4 protein-coding genes are annotated in these 16,673 nt (G+C 74.1%); all 4 read left to right on the top strand.

Annotated features, from left to right (window positions below; genetic code table 11):
- Positions 1 to 44 precede the first annotated feature (44 nt).
- The 4 genes from O7606_RS19680 (at position 45) to O7606_RS19665 (ending at position 16,673) form a co-directional block, all read left to right on the top strand.
- A complete protein-coding gene (locus O7606_RS19680) occupies positions 45 to 1,583 on the top strand; it encodes an FAD-dependent oxidoreductase (protein ID WP_348651114.1) in 1,539 nt (512 codons plus the stop codon).
- Between the two features lie 144 nt (positions 1,584 to 1,727).
- Entirely contained in the window at positions 1,728 to 2,018 is a 291-nt protein-coding gene (locus tag O7606_RS19675; protein WP_281595488.1) for an acyl carrier protein, read from the top strand.
- Positions 2,005 to 9,156 carry a type I polyketide synthase gene (locus tag O7606_RS19670; protein WP_281595487.1) on the top strand — a complete coding sequence of 2,384 codons (7,152 nt, stop codon included), beginning with the start codon at positions 2,005 to 2,007 and terminating at the stop codon, positions 9,154 to 9,156. The genes O7606_RS19675 and O7606_RS19670 overlap by 14 nt, the downstream gene beginning before the upstream one ends.
- A gap of 23 nt (positions 9,157 to 9,179) precedes the next feature.
- A complete protein-coding gene (locus O7606_RS19665) occupies positions 9,180 to 16,673 on the top strand; it encodes a beta-ketoacyl synthase N-terminal-like domain-containing protein (RefSeq protein ID WP_281595486.1) in 7,494 nt (2,497 codons plus the stop codon).

Raw genomic sequence — 16,673 nt, 5'->3', positions numbered from 1 at the left:
AAGAAACCCGAAACGCCGAGGTTTGATCCTCCACCGAGTGGGTAATGAGGCCCGTTCGCGGTTGTCGACAATCGTGGCAACCGCTTCTCGCCATACGCGATCCTTCCTGCCCGAACGGCCGGTCCGACCCTGCGGACCGGCCGTTTGCATTGACCGTTGAGATTCGTCGAGAAAACTTCCCCGAAGATGTATCCGGCGCGTCGACCGTCCTCTCTGTATGGATGGGGAAGCCGAAGGCGGCTCTCCACGATGAGGAAGAAGCCGGAGATGGGAGGACACGGGTGACTCCTCGAGTTGCAGTGGTCGGCGCGGGGATCGCGGGTATGTCCGCCGCGTACCATCTGCGAGACGACGCTCAAGTGACGCTGTTCGAAGCCGATTCGAGACTGGGTGGGCACGCGAACACCATCGAGGTCCAGGAAGGCGGCCGGGCGCTCGGTCTCGACACCGCCTTCATCGTCTACAACGAGGCCCACTACCCGCTGATCGCCAAGTTCTTCGGTGAACTGGGGGTGCAGACCCAGGACCACCCGGGACAGTTCTGCTTCTTCGACCTCGACCGCCGGCGCAGCTACGTGTCGGAGGACTTCGAGCTGACCGAGGAGCAGATCGGGCAGCGGTACGACGCCGACTTCGCCCACCTGTGGCGGGAGGCGCGACGCTTCCAGACCGAGGCGCCGCGCGACTTCGTCCGCCGCAGGGCCGACATCCCGCTCGGCGAGTACCTCGACCGCAACGGCTACAGCGCCGCCTTCCGGTACGGCTTCGTGGTGCTCATCGCCACCGCCGCCTGGTCGGTGCCGGCGGAGCGGATCTGGGAGATGCCGGCCAGCACGATCATCGCCTTCTTCTTCGCGCACGGCCACGAGGGCCTGGGCGGGCAGAGCGCCCCCTGGCGCACCGTCACCGGCGGCAGCGTCAACTACGTCCGCAAGGTCGCCGAGCAGTTCGCGGCGTCCGGGGTGGACGTCCGGCTCGACGCGCCGGTCGGGCAGGTCCGCGCCGAAGACGACCAGGTTCTCGTGCACGGCCCGACCGGACCGGAGCGCTTCGACTACGTGGTGCTCGCCACGCACGCCGACGACGCGCTCGGAATGCTCGCCGAGCCGACCCCCAGCCAGCAGCGACTCGACCCGATCCGCTACCACGGCACCCGGGCGCTGCTGCACGGCGACGCCTCGGTCATGCCCGCCGACCGGCAGCGGTGGCGGAGCTGGAACTACGGACGCGTCGGCGACGGCGCGGGGCAGCAGTCCTGGGTCGTCTACTACCTGAACAAGTTGCAGCACCTCGACGCCGAACGGGACTACTTCGTCACCCTCGACTGCCCGCTCGACGTCCGCGACGAGCTCGTCATCCACGAGATGTCCTACCGGCACCCCATTCTCACCACCGAGGTCCGTGCCCTCCAGCGCGACATCCACTCGATCAACGCCGACGATTCCCGCATCAAGTTCGCCGGCTCCTACTTCCATTCCCGGAAGATGGGGATCGACATCATCGGCAGTCACGAGTCGGCTTTCGACTCCGGTCTGGCCGCCGCCGAAGCCGTCCGTCGTGCCGCCGGGGCGGCCCCCCGGTAAATCGCCGCCAACGCCGGAGTGAAATATCCGGCGACGCATCCGCCGGAAACGGCCGCACTGTTCCGCCGGAAACGGCCGCACTGTTCCGCCCTGAACGGAGCATGGGTTCGCCATGCCCGGAAACGGTCCGAAGCGAGGAATGCGATGACGAATCAGGTGACCACCACCCGCCCGGCCGCCGCACTGACCGCGGACGAGGTCCGCGACTGGCTGGTCGGGAAGATCGCCCACCGGTTGGGCGTGCCCGCCGACCAGGTGAACGTCGACCAGTACTTCGACGAGTTCGACCTGGACTCCACCGAGGCGCTGGTGCTCTCCGGGGAGCTGGAGAACTGGCTCGGGTTCGAGCTGGAGACCACCGCCCTCTGGTACCACCCGACCATCAACGAGCTCGCCGGCTACATCGTGGAGAAGCAGCGCGATGCGACGAGGTGAACGGCGACCCCGTGAGGTGGTGACCCGCGTCGGGAAGGCCGGCCGCGGCGCCGACGCGGTGGTCCTGGTGCACCCGGGGGCGCTGCCGGCCACCGTCTACACCGGACTCGCCGCCGCGCTGGCGCCCGCCGCCGCGCTGCACGTGGTCAACCTGGAACACGTCCCGGAGTACTTCGAGGCGGCGCTGCGCGGCGGGGACCCCGGCACCTCCATCCCGGCCCTGGCCCAGCGGGTCGCCGACGAGCTGCGCCGGCGTGACCTGACCACCGGCCGGTGGTGCCTGGCCGGCTGGTCGTTCGGCGGCGTGGTGGCGCTGGAGCTGGCCGCGCTGCTCGCGCCGGCCGAGCGCCCGGTCGCGCTGCTCACCCTGGACAGCATCGCGCCGGTGCCGGAGTACACCGCGCTCGACGGCGACCTCGACGACGCCGAGGTGCTGCGCTGGTTCGCCATGTACCTGGGCGCCCGCAAGGGCGTCGAGCTGCCGGTGGCCGCGCTGCCCGCCGGGGACCGGGAGGCCGGCCTGCGCACGGTGCTGGAGGTGGCCCGCGAGCACAAGGCGGTCCGCGCCGACACCACCCTGCCGGGGCTGCGCAAGGTGCTCGACACGTACCTGCAGGGGCTGGTCCGCAACAACCGGCTGGCGCAGGCGTACGAGCCGCGTCGCGCGCCGGTGCCGGTGACGCTGGTCCGGCCCGAGCGGGGCCTGCTGGACGGTCCGGACCCGTTGGGTTGGCGGTCGTTGACCGGGGACCTGACGGTGCTGGGCTGCCCCGGCGACCACTACACGATGTTGCAGGAGCCCACGGCCGTGGACCGGATCGCCGGTACGGCCCGTGACCTGCTGGGCGAGGGCGCCGAACCGGCGTCCACCGGGGGCGGCGCCCACGCCGCCGACCGGTCGCCCGGCACCGACCATGAGGCGTCATCGACCGGAACGGACCGTGTCATGGACCGCGACAACACCTCTCCCCGCCGGACGGCGGACACCCCCATCGCGATCGTCGGGCTCGGCGCGCTCTACCCGCGCTCCGGTGACCTGGGGGAGTTCTGGAGCAACGTGGTCGACGCCGCCGACTGCATCGAGGACGTGCCCGAGACGCACTGGCGGATCTCCGACCACTACGACCCCGACCCCAAGGCGCCGGACAAGACGTACGCCAAGCGCGGCGGCTTCGTGCCCACGGTGCCGTTCAACCCGCTGGAGTTCGGCCTGCCGCCGAACACCCTTGAGGTCACCGACGTGCTGCAACTGCTCAGCCTGGTGGTGGCGAAGCAGACCCTGGCCGACGCCGGCGCGCCGGACGCCGAGTGGTACCGCAAGGAGCGGACCGGCGTGGTGCTCGGCATCACCGGGGCGAACTCGCTGACCCAGCCGCTGGCGACCCGGTTGCAGACGCCGGTGCTCAAGGAGGTCGTCCGTAGCTGCGGGCTCAGCGAGCGCGACGCCGAGGAGATCTCGGCGAAGTTCGTCAAGGCGTTCGCGCCGTGGGAGGAGCACTCCTTCCCGGGCATGCTCGGCAACGTCGTGGCCGGCCGGATCGCCAACCGGTTCGACTTCGGTGGCAGCAACTTCACGGTGGACGCGGCCTGCGCCAGCTCGCTGACGGCGGTGCACGCGGCGGCGGCGGAGCTGATCTCCGGCCGGGCCGACCTGATGATCACCGGCGGCTGCGACGCCGAGAACACCATCCTGATGTACCTGTGCTTCTCCAAGACCCCGGCGTTCTCGAAGGCCGGCGAGATCCGGCCGTTCGACGAGAACGCCGACGGCACCCTGATCGGTGAGGGCATCGGCATGCTGGCGCTCAAGCGGCTGGCCGACGCCGAACGCGACGGGGACCGGATCTACGCGGTGCTGCGCGGCATCGGCACCTCCAGCGACGGCCGGTTCAAGAGCATCTACGCCCCCCGCAAGGAGGGCCAGGTCGTCGCGCTGCGCCGGGCGTACGAGGACGCGGGCTTCGGCCCCGAGCAGGTCGGTCTGGTCGAGTGCCACGGCACCGGCACCGCCGTCGGTGACCTGACCGAGGTGAGCGCCCTCAAGGAGGTCTTCGCGGCGGTCACCGACGAGCGCAACTTCGCCGCGGTGGGCAGCGTCAAGAGCCAGATCGGGCACACCAAGGCCGCGGCCGGCGCGGCCGGCATGATCAAGTCGACGCTGGCGTTGTACCACAAGCTCCTGCCGCCGACGATCAACGTCGACCAGCCCCGCGAGGCGATGGGCTTCGCCGACTCCCCGTTCTACGTCAACACCGTCACCCGGCCGTGGATCCTCGAACCGGAGCGTCCCCGCCGGCGGGCGGCGGTCTCGTCGTTCGGCTTCGGTGGCACGAACTTCCACTGTGTCCTGGAGGAGCACGACCCGACCGGCGCCGGGCTGACCGTGCTGCACCGTACCGCGAAGGTGCACCTCTGGCACGGCGCGGACCCGCAGGCGCTGCTGACCCAGGCCCGCGAGCACCCGGACGGGCCGGCCGGGGACGCCCCGCCGCCGGCCGGGCACGCCCGCCTCGCCGTGGTCGCCCGGACCGACGCCGAGCGCGACGAGCTGCGGGAGCAGGCCTGCCAGCGGATCGCCGACAACCCGGAGATCGAGTCGTTCGAGCTGCCCGGCGGGGCGTACTACCGGCGGTCGGCGGCGGAGACCGGCAGGGTGGCCGCGCTCTTCGCCGGGCAGGGCAGCCAGTACGTCTCGATGGCGACCGAGGCGGCGATCTCGGTGCCGCCGGTGCGGGCGGCCCTGGACGCGGCGGCGGCGCACTTCGCCGGGGCCGAGCCGCTGGGCCGGGTGGTCTTCCCGCCGCCGGCCTTCGACGACGCCACCCGCAAGCGGCAGGAGGAGGCGCTGCGGCGCACCGACTACGCCCAGCCGGCGATCGGCGCGGTCTCCGCCGGCCAGTACGCCTACCTGCGGGAACTCGGCTTCACCGCGGAGGGCGCGCTCGGGCACAGCTTCGGTGAGCTGACCGCGCTCTGGGCCGCCGGCAGCCTCGGCGACGAGGACTTCCACGCGCTGGCCCGGGCCCGTGGCGTGGCGATGGCCGAACGCGGCGACGCCGACAGCGACGACCCGGGCACCATGGCGGCCGTCCCGGCCGACCGGCCGACCGTGGAGCGCCTGCTCGACGGCCACCCGGACGTCGTCATCTGCAACATCAACGCGCCGGACCAGTTGGTGGTCGGGGGCGGCACCGAGGCCGTCGGGGCGTTCGTCGCGGCCTGCCGGGCGGCCGGGGTCGACGCGAAGCCGCTGCCGGTGGCGGCGGCCTTCCACACCCGGTACGTCAGCCACGCCGTGGACCGCTTCGGCGCGGCGGTCGAACGGGTCACCGTCGGCCAGCCGCGGATCCCGGTCTACGCCAACACCGAGGACGCCGGCTACGGCGCCGACCCCGGCGAGAACGCCCGGGTCCTGGTGCGGCAGCTTGCCAACCCGGTCGGCTTCGCGCCCCGGGTCGCCCAGATGTACGACGACGGCTTCCGGGTCTTCGTCGAGTTCGGACCGAAGAAGGTCCTGGCCGGCCTGGTACGGCGGGTGCTGGCCGACCGCCCCGACGTCGTCGTGCTCTCCGCCGACGCCGGACCCGGTCGTGACAGCGACCGGGCCCTGAAGCAGCTCGCCGCCCGGTTGGCCGTCCTGGGCCTGCCGATCGACGGATTCAACCGCTACCAGGCGGAGGTCACCCTGCCGCCGCGCACCGAGGGGATGATGATCGAGTTGAACGGTGTCAACCACGTGTCGGAGGGACGCCGGCGCGAATACCAGGAGGCGCTGCGCGACGGTTACCGGGTCGAGGGCGTCCCGGCCGCCCCGTCGGCCCCCACCGCCCCGACCGGGCCGAGCAACGGCCACGGCCACAACGGCAACGGCCACAACGGCCACGGGCACAACGGGACCGGGCACGTCGCGCCCGGTCAGCTCGTGCCGAGCGTCGGCGCGATCGCCGCGAACCACCTCGCCATGCACGGCGACTACCTGCACAACCAGCTCCGGTTGTCGGAGCGGCTGACCAACCTGGTCGAGGAGGGCAGCCGGCAGCAGGACGGGCCGGCCGACCGGGTGCTCGCCGGCATCACCGCCGTCGCCGAGCACAGCCTGGCCATCGGGCAGAGCCACGCCGTGGCCAGCGAGGTGCTGCGCAGCTTCGCGCAACTGGAGACCACCATGATCGCCCCGGGCGCGGCGATCGACTACGCCCCGGTCACCCACCAGGCGACCGTGCCGTCGTACCAGCAGCCGGCGATCGGCGGGGCGCCCCGGCCGTACGGCTTCACCGGCGTCGGCTACGCGCCGCAGGCGACCGCGCCGACGTACGCGCCGGACACCGTCGAGCAGGCCGCGCCGATCTCCCCGGCCGTGGCCCCGATCTCCCCCGCCGTCGGCCCGGTGGCGACCCCGGCCGCCGCGCCGGTCTCCGCCGCCGTGACCCCGGTGGCGACCCCGGCCGCCGCGCCGGCCGCGACCCCGGCCGCCGCGCCGGTCTCCCCGGCCGCCGCGCCGGTCTCCCCGGCCGTGGCCCCGGCCGCCGCCGGCGCGGACGCGGACACGGTCCGCGCCGCGCTGCTGAACATCGTGGCCGACAAGACCGGCTACCCGACCGACATGCTGGACCCCTCGATGGACGTCGAGGCCGACCTGGGCATCGACTCCATCAAGCGGGTGGAGATCATGGGCGCGCTGCGGGAGTCGTTCCCCGGCTCGCCGTCGGCCAGCCCCGAGCGCCTGGCCGAGCTGCACACCCTCGACGACATCGTCCAGTTCGTGGCCGGCGCCGCCGCCGGCTCGACCGGGGCGGAGGTGGTGAGCGGCCCAAAAGCTGAGCGCCTGCCCCGGATCGACCGGTGGCAGGCCAGCCTGACCCGGCTTCCCGCTCCCGACCGGCAGGAGAAGGCGTACCGGGACGCCCCGGTGGCCCTGCTGGCCGGAGCCGGCGGCCCGCTCGCCGACGCGCTCGCCGACGCCCTGACCGCCGCCGGCTGGCGGATCGGTCAGGCCGGCGGGACGTACGACGACGGCCTGGACCTGGTGCTCTACCTGGCCCCGGAGCAGGCCGACGACACCACCGCCGCCACCGCGGCGCTGCGTGCGGCGGCCCTGCTGGCCCGCGACACGCAGCGTCCCCTGGAGCGGACGGCGGCCGGCTCCCGGGCGGCGTTCGTCACGGTGGCCCGGCTCGACGGCCGGCTCGGCGTGGTCCCGTCGGCGGGCCCGGCCGGGTCGGCGGAGCTGGCCACGGTCGCCCTGGGCGGTCTCTCCGGTCTGGTGAAGACGCTGGCCGTCGAGGCCCCGTCGGTCTACTGCCGGGCGGTCGACGTGGCGGCCGGGCTGCCGGTGGCACGGGTGGTCGAGCTGCTCCTGGCCGAGCTGCACGACGCCGCCGTCGCGGTACGCGAGGTGGGCCACGACGCGGACGGGGCCCGGTGGACCACCCGGCTGACGGCCGGACCGGCGGACGCGGACGGCCCCGAGGTCGCCCCGCCCGGACCGGCGGACCTGCTCGTGGTCACCGGCGGCGGTCGCGGCGTCACCGCGGCCTGCGTGAGCGACCTGGCCCGTCGGTACGGCGTCGGCCTGCTGCTGCTGGGCCGTACCCCGCTGGCCGACGAGCCGGCGTGGGCGCAGGGGGTGCCCCTGGACCAGTTGAAGGGGGTGATCGCCCGGGCGCTGCGGGCCGACGGGGCGAAGGTGAGCCCGAAGGACGTCGAGCGGCGCTTCCAGGAGCTGAAGGCCCAGCGGGAGATCCGCCAGACGCTGGCGGAAGCCTCCGCCGGCGGGGCGCGGGTCAGCTACCTGCCGGCCGACGTGACCGACCCGGACGCGCTGCGCGCGGCGCTGGCCGGGCACCGGGACCGGATCACCGGTGTGGTGCACGGCGCGGGTGTCCTCGCCGACCAGCTCATCGTGGACAAGCGCCCGGAGGACATCGACCGGGTGCTGGGCACCAAGCTGACCGGCCTGGCCGGCCTGCTGGCCGCGTTGGACACCGACCGGCTGCGGCACGTGGTCCTCTTCTCCTCGGTCGCCGGCTTCTTCGGCAACCGGGGGCAGTCGGACTACGCGATGGCCAACGAGGCGCTCAACCGGATCGCCGCCCGGCTGCGCGGGGCCCGGCCGGACGCCCGGATCACCTCGATCAACTGGGGCGCCTGGGCCGGCGGGATGGTGACCCCGGAGCTGGCCCGGCTCTTCACCGAGCGGGGGGTCGACCTGATCCCGCTGGAGACCGGGGTCCGGATGTTCACCGAGCAGTTCGACGGGGCGCGCTCGGCCGACCTGGTCACCGTGATCGGGCCGGACAAGCCGCTGTCGGAGGCCGGGCCCCGGCCGCTGCCGGCCGACGGGGTCCCGGTGGTCCGGGAGCTGGCCGGGCTGGGCGACGAGCCGGTCCTGACCGACCACCGCATCGGCGAACACCCGGTGCTGCCGGCGACGGTGGCGCTGGGCGGGATGCTGGCCGCCGCCGCCGCGGTGACCGGCGCGCCGGTGACCGCGGCGCGGGACTTCACCGTCCTCAAGGGCGTCGTCCTCGACGACGACGCGCCGCGGCGGCTGCGCTTCCGGGTCACGCCGGACGGCGCGGACGCCCGGGTCGACGTACGGGACGAGGCCGACCGGCCCCGGTACCGGGCGGTCGTCGAGGCGGCGCAGCCCGGCACGGCGCCCCGGCTGACCGGGCTGCCCGCCGTCGACGCCGGGGAGGAGACCACGGCGTACGCCGACGGCACCCTGTTCCACGGGGAGACGCTGCGCGGCCTGCGCCGGGTCCTCGACCCGGGCCGGCGGATGGTCCTGCTGGCCGAGCTGCCCGAGACCCCGCTCGCGGACGGCGCCTGGGGCGTCGACCGGTACGACCCGGCCCTGGCCGACCTGCTGTTGCAGGCGGTGCTGGTCTGGGTGGGCCGGCACACCGGCCAGGCGAGTCTGCCGACCGGCGTCGACCGGGTCGAGCTGTACGCGCCGATCCCCACCGGGGCGCCCTTCCTGGTCGTGGTCGACGAGGTCACGGTCAGCGCCCCGACCGTGCGCTGCACGGTCAGCGCCTGCGCCACCGACGGCGCCGTCCTGGCCCGGTTCACCGGGGTCCAGGCGATCGTCCGGGACAACGGCGTCACGCAGTCCACGTCCAACGCACGCTGACACACCCTGCGGATGGAGTAGTCATGTCCACGCCAGAGCATGTCGCGGGGACCAGCACCGGTCAGGAGCCCGTGGCTATCGTCGGGGTCTCCTGCCTGCTGCCCGGCGCGGATTCACCCGAGCAGTTCTGGGCCAACCTACGGTCCGGGGCGGACCTGCGTCGCCCCGGGGGCCGCGAGGTGTTCGGCACGGACGAGACCGTCCCCGGCGGGTGGGGTGACCCGGAGCACCGGGTCACCGCCACCCGGGGCGGGTTCGTCACCGAGCCCACCATCGACCTGACCGGTCTGCGGATCCCGGCGGAGACGCTGGGTCGGCTGGACAAGGTGGTCCGGTGGCCGTTGCACACCGCCCGCCGGGCGCTGGCCGACGCCGGCATCGGCGAGGACTCGCCGGCGCTGGCCCGGACCGGCGTGGTCCTGGGCAACTACGCCTTCCCCACCGAGTCGTCGGTGCGGGCCTGCCTGCCGCTGGTCCGGGACGCGGTGACCGCCGGCCTGCGGCAGGCGGGGCTGGACCTGCCGGAGTCGGCGCGGACGGACGCGTCCGACGCCGACCCGGCGGAGCTGTGGCCCTTCGGTCTGCCGGCCACGGTGCTCGCCGACGCCCTGGGCCTCGGCGGCGCCCGGCTGACCCTGGACGCGGCCTGCTCCTCCGCGTTGTACGCGTTGTACCTGGCCCGGGGCTACCTGGTCACGGGCCAGGCCGACGTGATGCTGGCCGGGGCGGTCTGCGCCCCGGACCCGCTCCTGATCCACCTGTCCTTCTCCGATCTACAGGCGTTCCCCGCCAACGGGACCAGCCAGCCCTTCGACGCCCGGTCGGCGGGCATCGTCACCGGTCAGGGCACCGGCATCTTCGTCCTGAAGCGGCTCGCCGACGCGCGGCGCGACGGCGACACCATCCACGCGGTGCTCGGTCCGATCGGGCTGAGCAACGACGGGGCCGGCGGGCACCTGCTCACCCCGCGCAAGGACGGCCAGATGGAGGCGTACCAGCGCGCCTACCTGGACAACGGCCTGGACCCGGCGCAGGTCGACTACATCGAGTGCCACGCCACCGGCACCCCGCTCGGCGACGGCACCGAGCTGCGCGGGGTGGCCGAGTTCTTCACCGGGCGGGGCGGCGTGCCGCTGCTGGGCTCGGTCAAGGGCAACGTGGGGCACCTGCTCACCGTCGCCGGCTTCACCAGCATGCTCAAGGCGATCCTGGCGCTGCGGCACGGCACCCTCCCGGCGACGCCCGGGGTGGAGCAGCCGCTGCGTCCCGCCGACGCGCTGCCGGCCGCCGACCGGGTGGTTCGGGCCGAGGCGTCCTGGCCGGCGCCGCGCACCGACCGGGACGCGACGCACCGGGTCGCGGCGGTCTCGGCGTTCGGCTTCGGCGGCATCAACGCGCACGCCGTCCTGACCACCGACGCCGCCGCCGACGCGGTGCTGACCCCGAAGACCGACCCGGCCGCAACGGCCTCGGAGGTCACCCCGGCCGGCGGGACCACCGAGGTCGCCGCCGCCGGGGAGAACGCGGCCGGCGGCGGGCGGCTCGCCCTGGTCGGGCTGGGGCTGCGGGCCGGGCCGGTGCAGGACGTGGCGGCCTGGCAGGCCGTCGCCCGCACCGGCACGCCGGCGCTGGTCGACCGCCCGGAACACCGCTGGTACGGGCTCGACGGGGCCGCCCCGGAGAACGCCGGGCGGGCCGGGTACGCCGAGACCGTCGACGTGGACGCCCGGACCTACCGGATCCCCCCGGGTGAGCTGGACTTCGCCAACCCGCAGCACCTGCTCCTCTTCGAGGCGGCCGAGCAGGCGCTGGCCGACGCCGGCTACGACCCGCCGCCGGCCGGGGTACGCGCCGATCAGTTGCCGAAGCGGCGGGTGGCGGTGGTCGTCGCGATGGAGATGGAGCCGCGTACCCACACCCACCGGGCCCGCTTCGACATCGGCGCGCACGTGCGCGCGGAGTGCGCGCGGGCCGGGCTGAGCCTCGACGAGGAGACGCTGGCCCGGCTGGAGAGCGCGGTACGCGGCGGGGTGCACGACCCGATCGGCGCGAACGAGGTGCTCAGCTACATCGGCAGCATCATGGCCAGCCGGATCTCCTCCTCGCGGAACCTGGTCGGCCCGTCGTTCACGGTCGCCGCCGATGCGACCTCCGGGGCCCGCGCCCTGGAGGTGGCCCAACTGCTGCTGCTCGACCCGACCGTGGAGGCGGTCGTGGTCGGCGGGGTGGACCTGGCCGGCGGCGTCGAGAACGTGATCACCCGGGCCGCGGTGGCCGCCGCCGGCGCGACCGTGCCGCCGGTGGTCGGGGACAGCGCGGCCGTGGTCGTGGTGACCCGGCCCGACGCCACCGCCGGGCGGCGGGTCTACGCCACCGTGGAGTCGGTGGCGGTGACCAGCGACCCGGCCGGCGCGGGGGCGGCGCTGGCCGCGGCGAGCCGCGCCGGACTCGCCGCCGCCGGCCGGGACGTCACCGAGGTGGACTACCTGGAGCTGGCCTCGTCATCCGCCGCCGACGTGCTGGCCGACCTGGCCGGGGCCTGGCCGGGCGGCGCCCCCGAGGGTGGCGGTCTGGTCGGCGCTTCCGACGACGGCGATGACAGCCCGGTCGGCGGGGCCGGGGGTGGCTGCGTGATCGGTGGGGCCGCCGCGCTGGTGGGCGAGACCCAGCAGGCCTCGGTGCTGACCGCGCTGGTCAACGCGGCGTGCTGGCTGCACCGGGCCGAGCTGCCCGCCACGCCCGTGCCGCTGCGCGAGGCGCTGACCGGGCTGCCGGCCTCCCGGCTGGAGGTGTCGACCGAGGCGATGCCGTGGCTGCGTCGCCGCCGGGACGCCCCCCGGGTCGCCGCCGTGGCGGCCTGGGACACCCGGCCGCTGGCCGGCGCGGACACGGCCGCGCACCTGGTCGTGGCGGGCGCGGACACCGTCGGCACGCGGGTCGAGGTCGACTGGCGGTCCACCACCGGGCACCTGATGCTGGCGGTCAGCGCCGACGACGCGACCGGCATGACCGACCTGGTCCGGCGGCACCGGTCCGCGCTGGAGCAGGGCCGCGACCCGTGGGAGCTGTGCCGCGAGGCGGCCCCGCACAGCGGCAGCCGACGCTTCACCGCCGTGCTGGTCGCCGCGGACGGCGAGCGGCTGCGCCGGGAGCTCGACGCCGCCGAGCGGGACCTGCCGGCAGTGCTCGACGAGGGCGGCGAGTGGGCCACCCCGGCCGGAAGCTTCTGCACCGGCCGTCCGGTCGGCGAGGGTCGGGTCGCGTTCGTCTACCCCGGCGCGTTCACCAGCTACCCGGGCGTGGACCGGGACCTGTTCCGGCTCTTCCCCGGTCTGCTGGAGCGTTTCGAGGCCGAGGCGGACCGGCCCCGGGACCGGTTCAAGCACCGCTGGCTGTATCCGCGTGGCGCGCGGCCGACGCAGCGCCGGGACCTGATGCGGCACGAGGAACGGCTGATCGAGGAGATCCCGGTCCTGCTCGCCACCGGCACCAACACCGCGGTGCTCCGTACCCAGTTGCTGCGGGACGTGCTCGGCATCGTCCCGCAGGGCGGCTTCGGCTACAGCCTCGGCGAGAGCAGCATGCTCTTCGCGATGGACGTCTGGGCCGCCGCCGCCCGTGACGACGCGAAGCTGGCGGCCACGCCGCTGTTCCGGGACCGGCTGCGCGGCCCCAAGCACCTGGTCCGCGAGACCTGGTCGCTGCCGGCGGACACCCCGGACAGCGCGGTCTGGGCCAGCTACGTCCTGCTCGCCGGCGAGGAGCCGGTACGGGCCGGGATGGCCGGCCTGGACCGGGTCTTCCTCACCCACGTCAACACCCCCCGAGAGGTGGTGGTGGGCGGTGACCCGGCCCAGGTCAAGGAGCTGATCAGGCGGGTCGGTTGCCAGGCCGCCAAGGCGCCGGCCAACCACGTGATGCACTGCCCGGTGGTCGACCCGGGGCTGGCCGAGCTGGCCGAGCTGAACCGGTACCCGGCGGGCGTCGCCGAGCCCGCGCTGGAGCTGCTCTCCGCCTTCGACAACGACCGGGTCGACCCGACCGACCTGGACACCATCGCCGAGCGGATCGCCTGGACGCTGCGCAGCACCATCGACTTCGCCCAGCTCACCCGCACCGCGTACGACCGGGGTTTCCGCTTCTTCGTCGAGGTGGGTCCCGGCGCGACCTGCGCCCGCTGGATCGGCGAGACCCTCGCCGGCCAGCCGCACGTGGCGGTCTCGGTGGACCGCCGGGGCGTGCCGGTGGCCACCGCTCTCGCCCAGGCGCTGGCCCGGCTGGCCAGTCACGGCCTCCCCGTCGACCTGGGTCGGCTGCTCGGCGGCGACGAGCCCGTGGTGGAGGCCGCCGCTGGCCGCCGCCTGGTGCGGACCGTCCCCTGTGGCGGTGAGTCGATCGTCCGGCGGGTCGCCGACCGGGCCGCCGAAGTCCTCAACCAGACCGAACGCGAGACGCCGACCGTCGTCCCGCAGGCCCCCGAGGTGGTGCCCCCCGCCATGACCGATCCCACCGTCCACTGGCCCGAAGAGATCATCACCGTCGACGGTGAGCCGTTCGTCTTTCTGCCCCCCGCCGCGTCCGCGGCGTCCGCCCCGACCGCGACGTCCCCGACCGCGACGCCCACGCCCGCCACGGCGACGTCGGCCCCCACCGGCCGGTCGGTCGAGCCCCCGGATCGGCACATCTCGGTCGCCGAGCTGACCGCGCTCGTCGACGGGGACGGCACGCTGCCGACGCGTCGGGTGCACGCGCCGCGCACCGGCCCGCAGCGGCTGCGTACGCGCTGGTCGGCCGGGCAGCTCCAGCGTCCCGCGCCGAACCCGGTGGCGGCGGTGGAGGCCCTGGCCGGCCGGGTCGCCGAGGCGCACCGGGCGGCGCTGCGCGCCCACCACGTGATCATCGACAACGCGGTCACCCGGCTGGAGCTCTCCGTCGACGGCACGACCGGCCCGGGACGGCCGGGCGGCGGCGGCGACAACGGCACCGCCGGCGGCGGCGGCAACGGCACCGCCGGCGGCGGCGGCAACGGCACCGCCGGCGGCGGCGGCAACGGCACCGCCGGCGGCGGCGGCAACGGCACCGGCGGCGGCACGCCCGAGCCGACCGGCGCGCGTCCGATCTGGGACGAGGCGGACCTGCTGGAGTTCGCCTCCGGCCAGGTGGCGAAGGTCTTCGGGCCGGACTACGCGGAGGTCGACAGCTACCCGGTGCGGACCCGGCTGCCCGAGCCGCCGTACCTGTTCGTCACCCGGGTCACCGAGCTGACCGGGCGACGCGGGGTCTTCGAGCCGTCCACCATCACCACCGAGTACGACGTGCCGGTCGGCGCCTGGTACAGCGTGGACGGTCTGGTGCCCTGCGCGGTCACCATCGAGGCCGGGCAGTGCGACCTGCTGCTGATCAGCTACCTCGGCATCGACCTGCGCAACAAGGGTGAGCGGGTCTACCGGCTGCTGGACAGCACCCTGGTCTTCCACGGCCCGCTGCCCCGCGAGGGCCAGACGCTGCGCTACGACATCTCGATCAACCGGTTCGTCTGGAACAACGACGCGCTGCTGTTCTTCTTCAGCTACAAGTGCTACGCCGACGGGGAGCTGATCCTGGAGCTGCTCGACGCCTGCGCCGGGTACTTCAACCGCAACGAGCTGGACAACTCCCTCGGGGTGATCCTCAGCGACGCCGACCGTCGGCGGCGCGCGGAGCTCAAGCGGACCTGGTTCAAGCCGCTGGCTCGGACCGACCGCGCCGCCCTGGACGCCGCGGACCTGGAGCTGCTGTCCGAGGGCCGCCGCGCCGAGGTCTTCGGCCCGGCCTGGGAGCAGGGCGACGCGAACCGTTCGCTGCGGCTGCCCGCCGGGATGCTGCGCATGATCGACGAGATCCCGCAGATCGACCGGCTCGGCGGGCCGTGCGGGCTCGGCGAGCTGACCGCGGTCAAGCGGCTGACGCCGGACGGCTGGTACTTCACCTGCCACTTCCCCGGCGACCCGGTGCTCGCCGGCTCGCTGGTCGCCGAGGGCGGCGTGCAACTGCTCCAGACGTACGCGATGTACCTGGGCATGCACCTGGTCCTGCCGGACGCCGAGTTCCAGTCGGTGCCGGGGCTGCGCACCGAGGTCAAGGTGCGTGGCCAGATCACCCCGGAGACCACCGAGATCCGGTACCACGCGGAGATCATCGAGCTGACCATGCTGCCCCGCCCGACGGTGATCGCCGACCTGACCGTCTACGTCGGCGACAAGCCGATGGTGGCGATGCGCAACTTCGGCGTGCAGATCCGGGAGAAGCCGGGCGCCCCGTACCGGCCGGGCGCGGGCGGGATCCCGGAGTTCCTCGGCCGGCGCAACGCCCTCGGCGAGACCGCGTTCATCAACGAGCTGCACCTGGCGCACGCCGCCAAGGGCGACCTGGGCACCGCGATGGGCCCCGAGTTCGACATCTACCGCGACCGGCGGGCGCCGCACATCCCCAACGGCGACTTCCAGTTCGTCGACCGGATCATGTCGCTCAAGGGCGAGCGGGGCGTGCTGAAGCCGGGCGCCGAGATGGTCACCGAGTACGACTCCCCGCCGGAGGCCTGGTACTACGCCGACAGCCCGACCGGCAACATGCCGAACTGCGTGCTGATGGAGACCTCGCTCCAGGCGGCGATCCTCTGCGGCTACTACCTCGGCGCGACCCTCGCCCACCCCGACGACGAGTTCGCCATCCGCAACCTGGACGGCAAGGCCACCCTGGTCAAGGACATCGACCTGGCCGGCAGGACGATCCGGCAGCACACCACGATGCTCTCCAGCCAGGCGGTCACCGGCGCGACCCTGCAGAGCTTCCGGTACGAGCTCTCCGCCGACGGCGAGGTCTTCTACGTCGGTGAGTCGATGTTCGGCTACTTCGTCGAGGCGGCGCTGGCCAACCAGGTGGGGCTGGACTCCGGCCAGTACGTCGCGCCGTGGCTCGAGGAGCAGACCGACCTGACCGACGACCGGGTCCGCCGGCTGCCGGTCCGCGCCGACCAGCGCTGGCGTACCCCGGACCCGCGCAGCGGGCTGCGTCTCGGCGACGGGCACCTGGAGCTGGTCGACGAGGTCACCGTGGTCACCGACGGCGGCCGGTACGGCCGGGGCTACCTGCTCGGCACCCGGGTGATCGACCCGGCCGACTGGTACTTCACCTGCCACTTCCACCGCGACCCGGTGATGCCCGGCTCGCTCGGCGTGGAGTCGGTGATCCAGGGCCTCCAGGCGTACGTGATCGAGGCCGGGCTCGCCGACGACGTCCCGGACGCCCGCTTCGCCTCCCCGGTGGACGTGGCGATGGGCTGGAAGTACCGGGGCCAGATCCTGCGCACCGACCGGGAGATGACCTTCGACCTGCACGTGAAGGAGATCCGCCGGGAGGCCGACCGGCTGCTGGTCGTCGCGGACGCCAGCGTCTGGAAGCCGGGCCTGCGCATCTACGAGTTGACCGATGTCGCTGTCGAGGTTCGGTCCGGCGGCGCCGCCGGCCGGGGAGAGTGA

Source organism: Micromonospora sp. WMMD882, assembly GCF_027497255.1.
GTDB lineage: Bacteria > Actinomycetota > Actinomycetes > Mycobacteriales > Micromonosporaceae > Micromonospora.
This window is presented reverse-complemented; position numbering and strand designations above follow the sequence as displayed.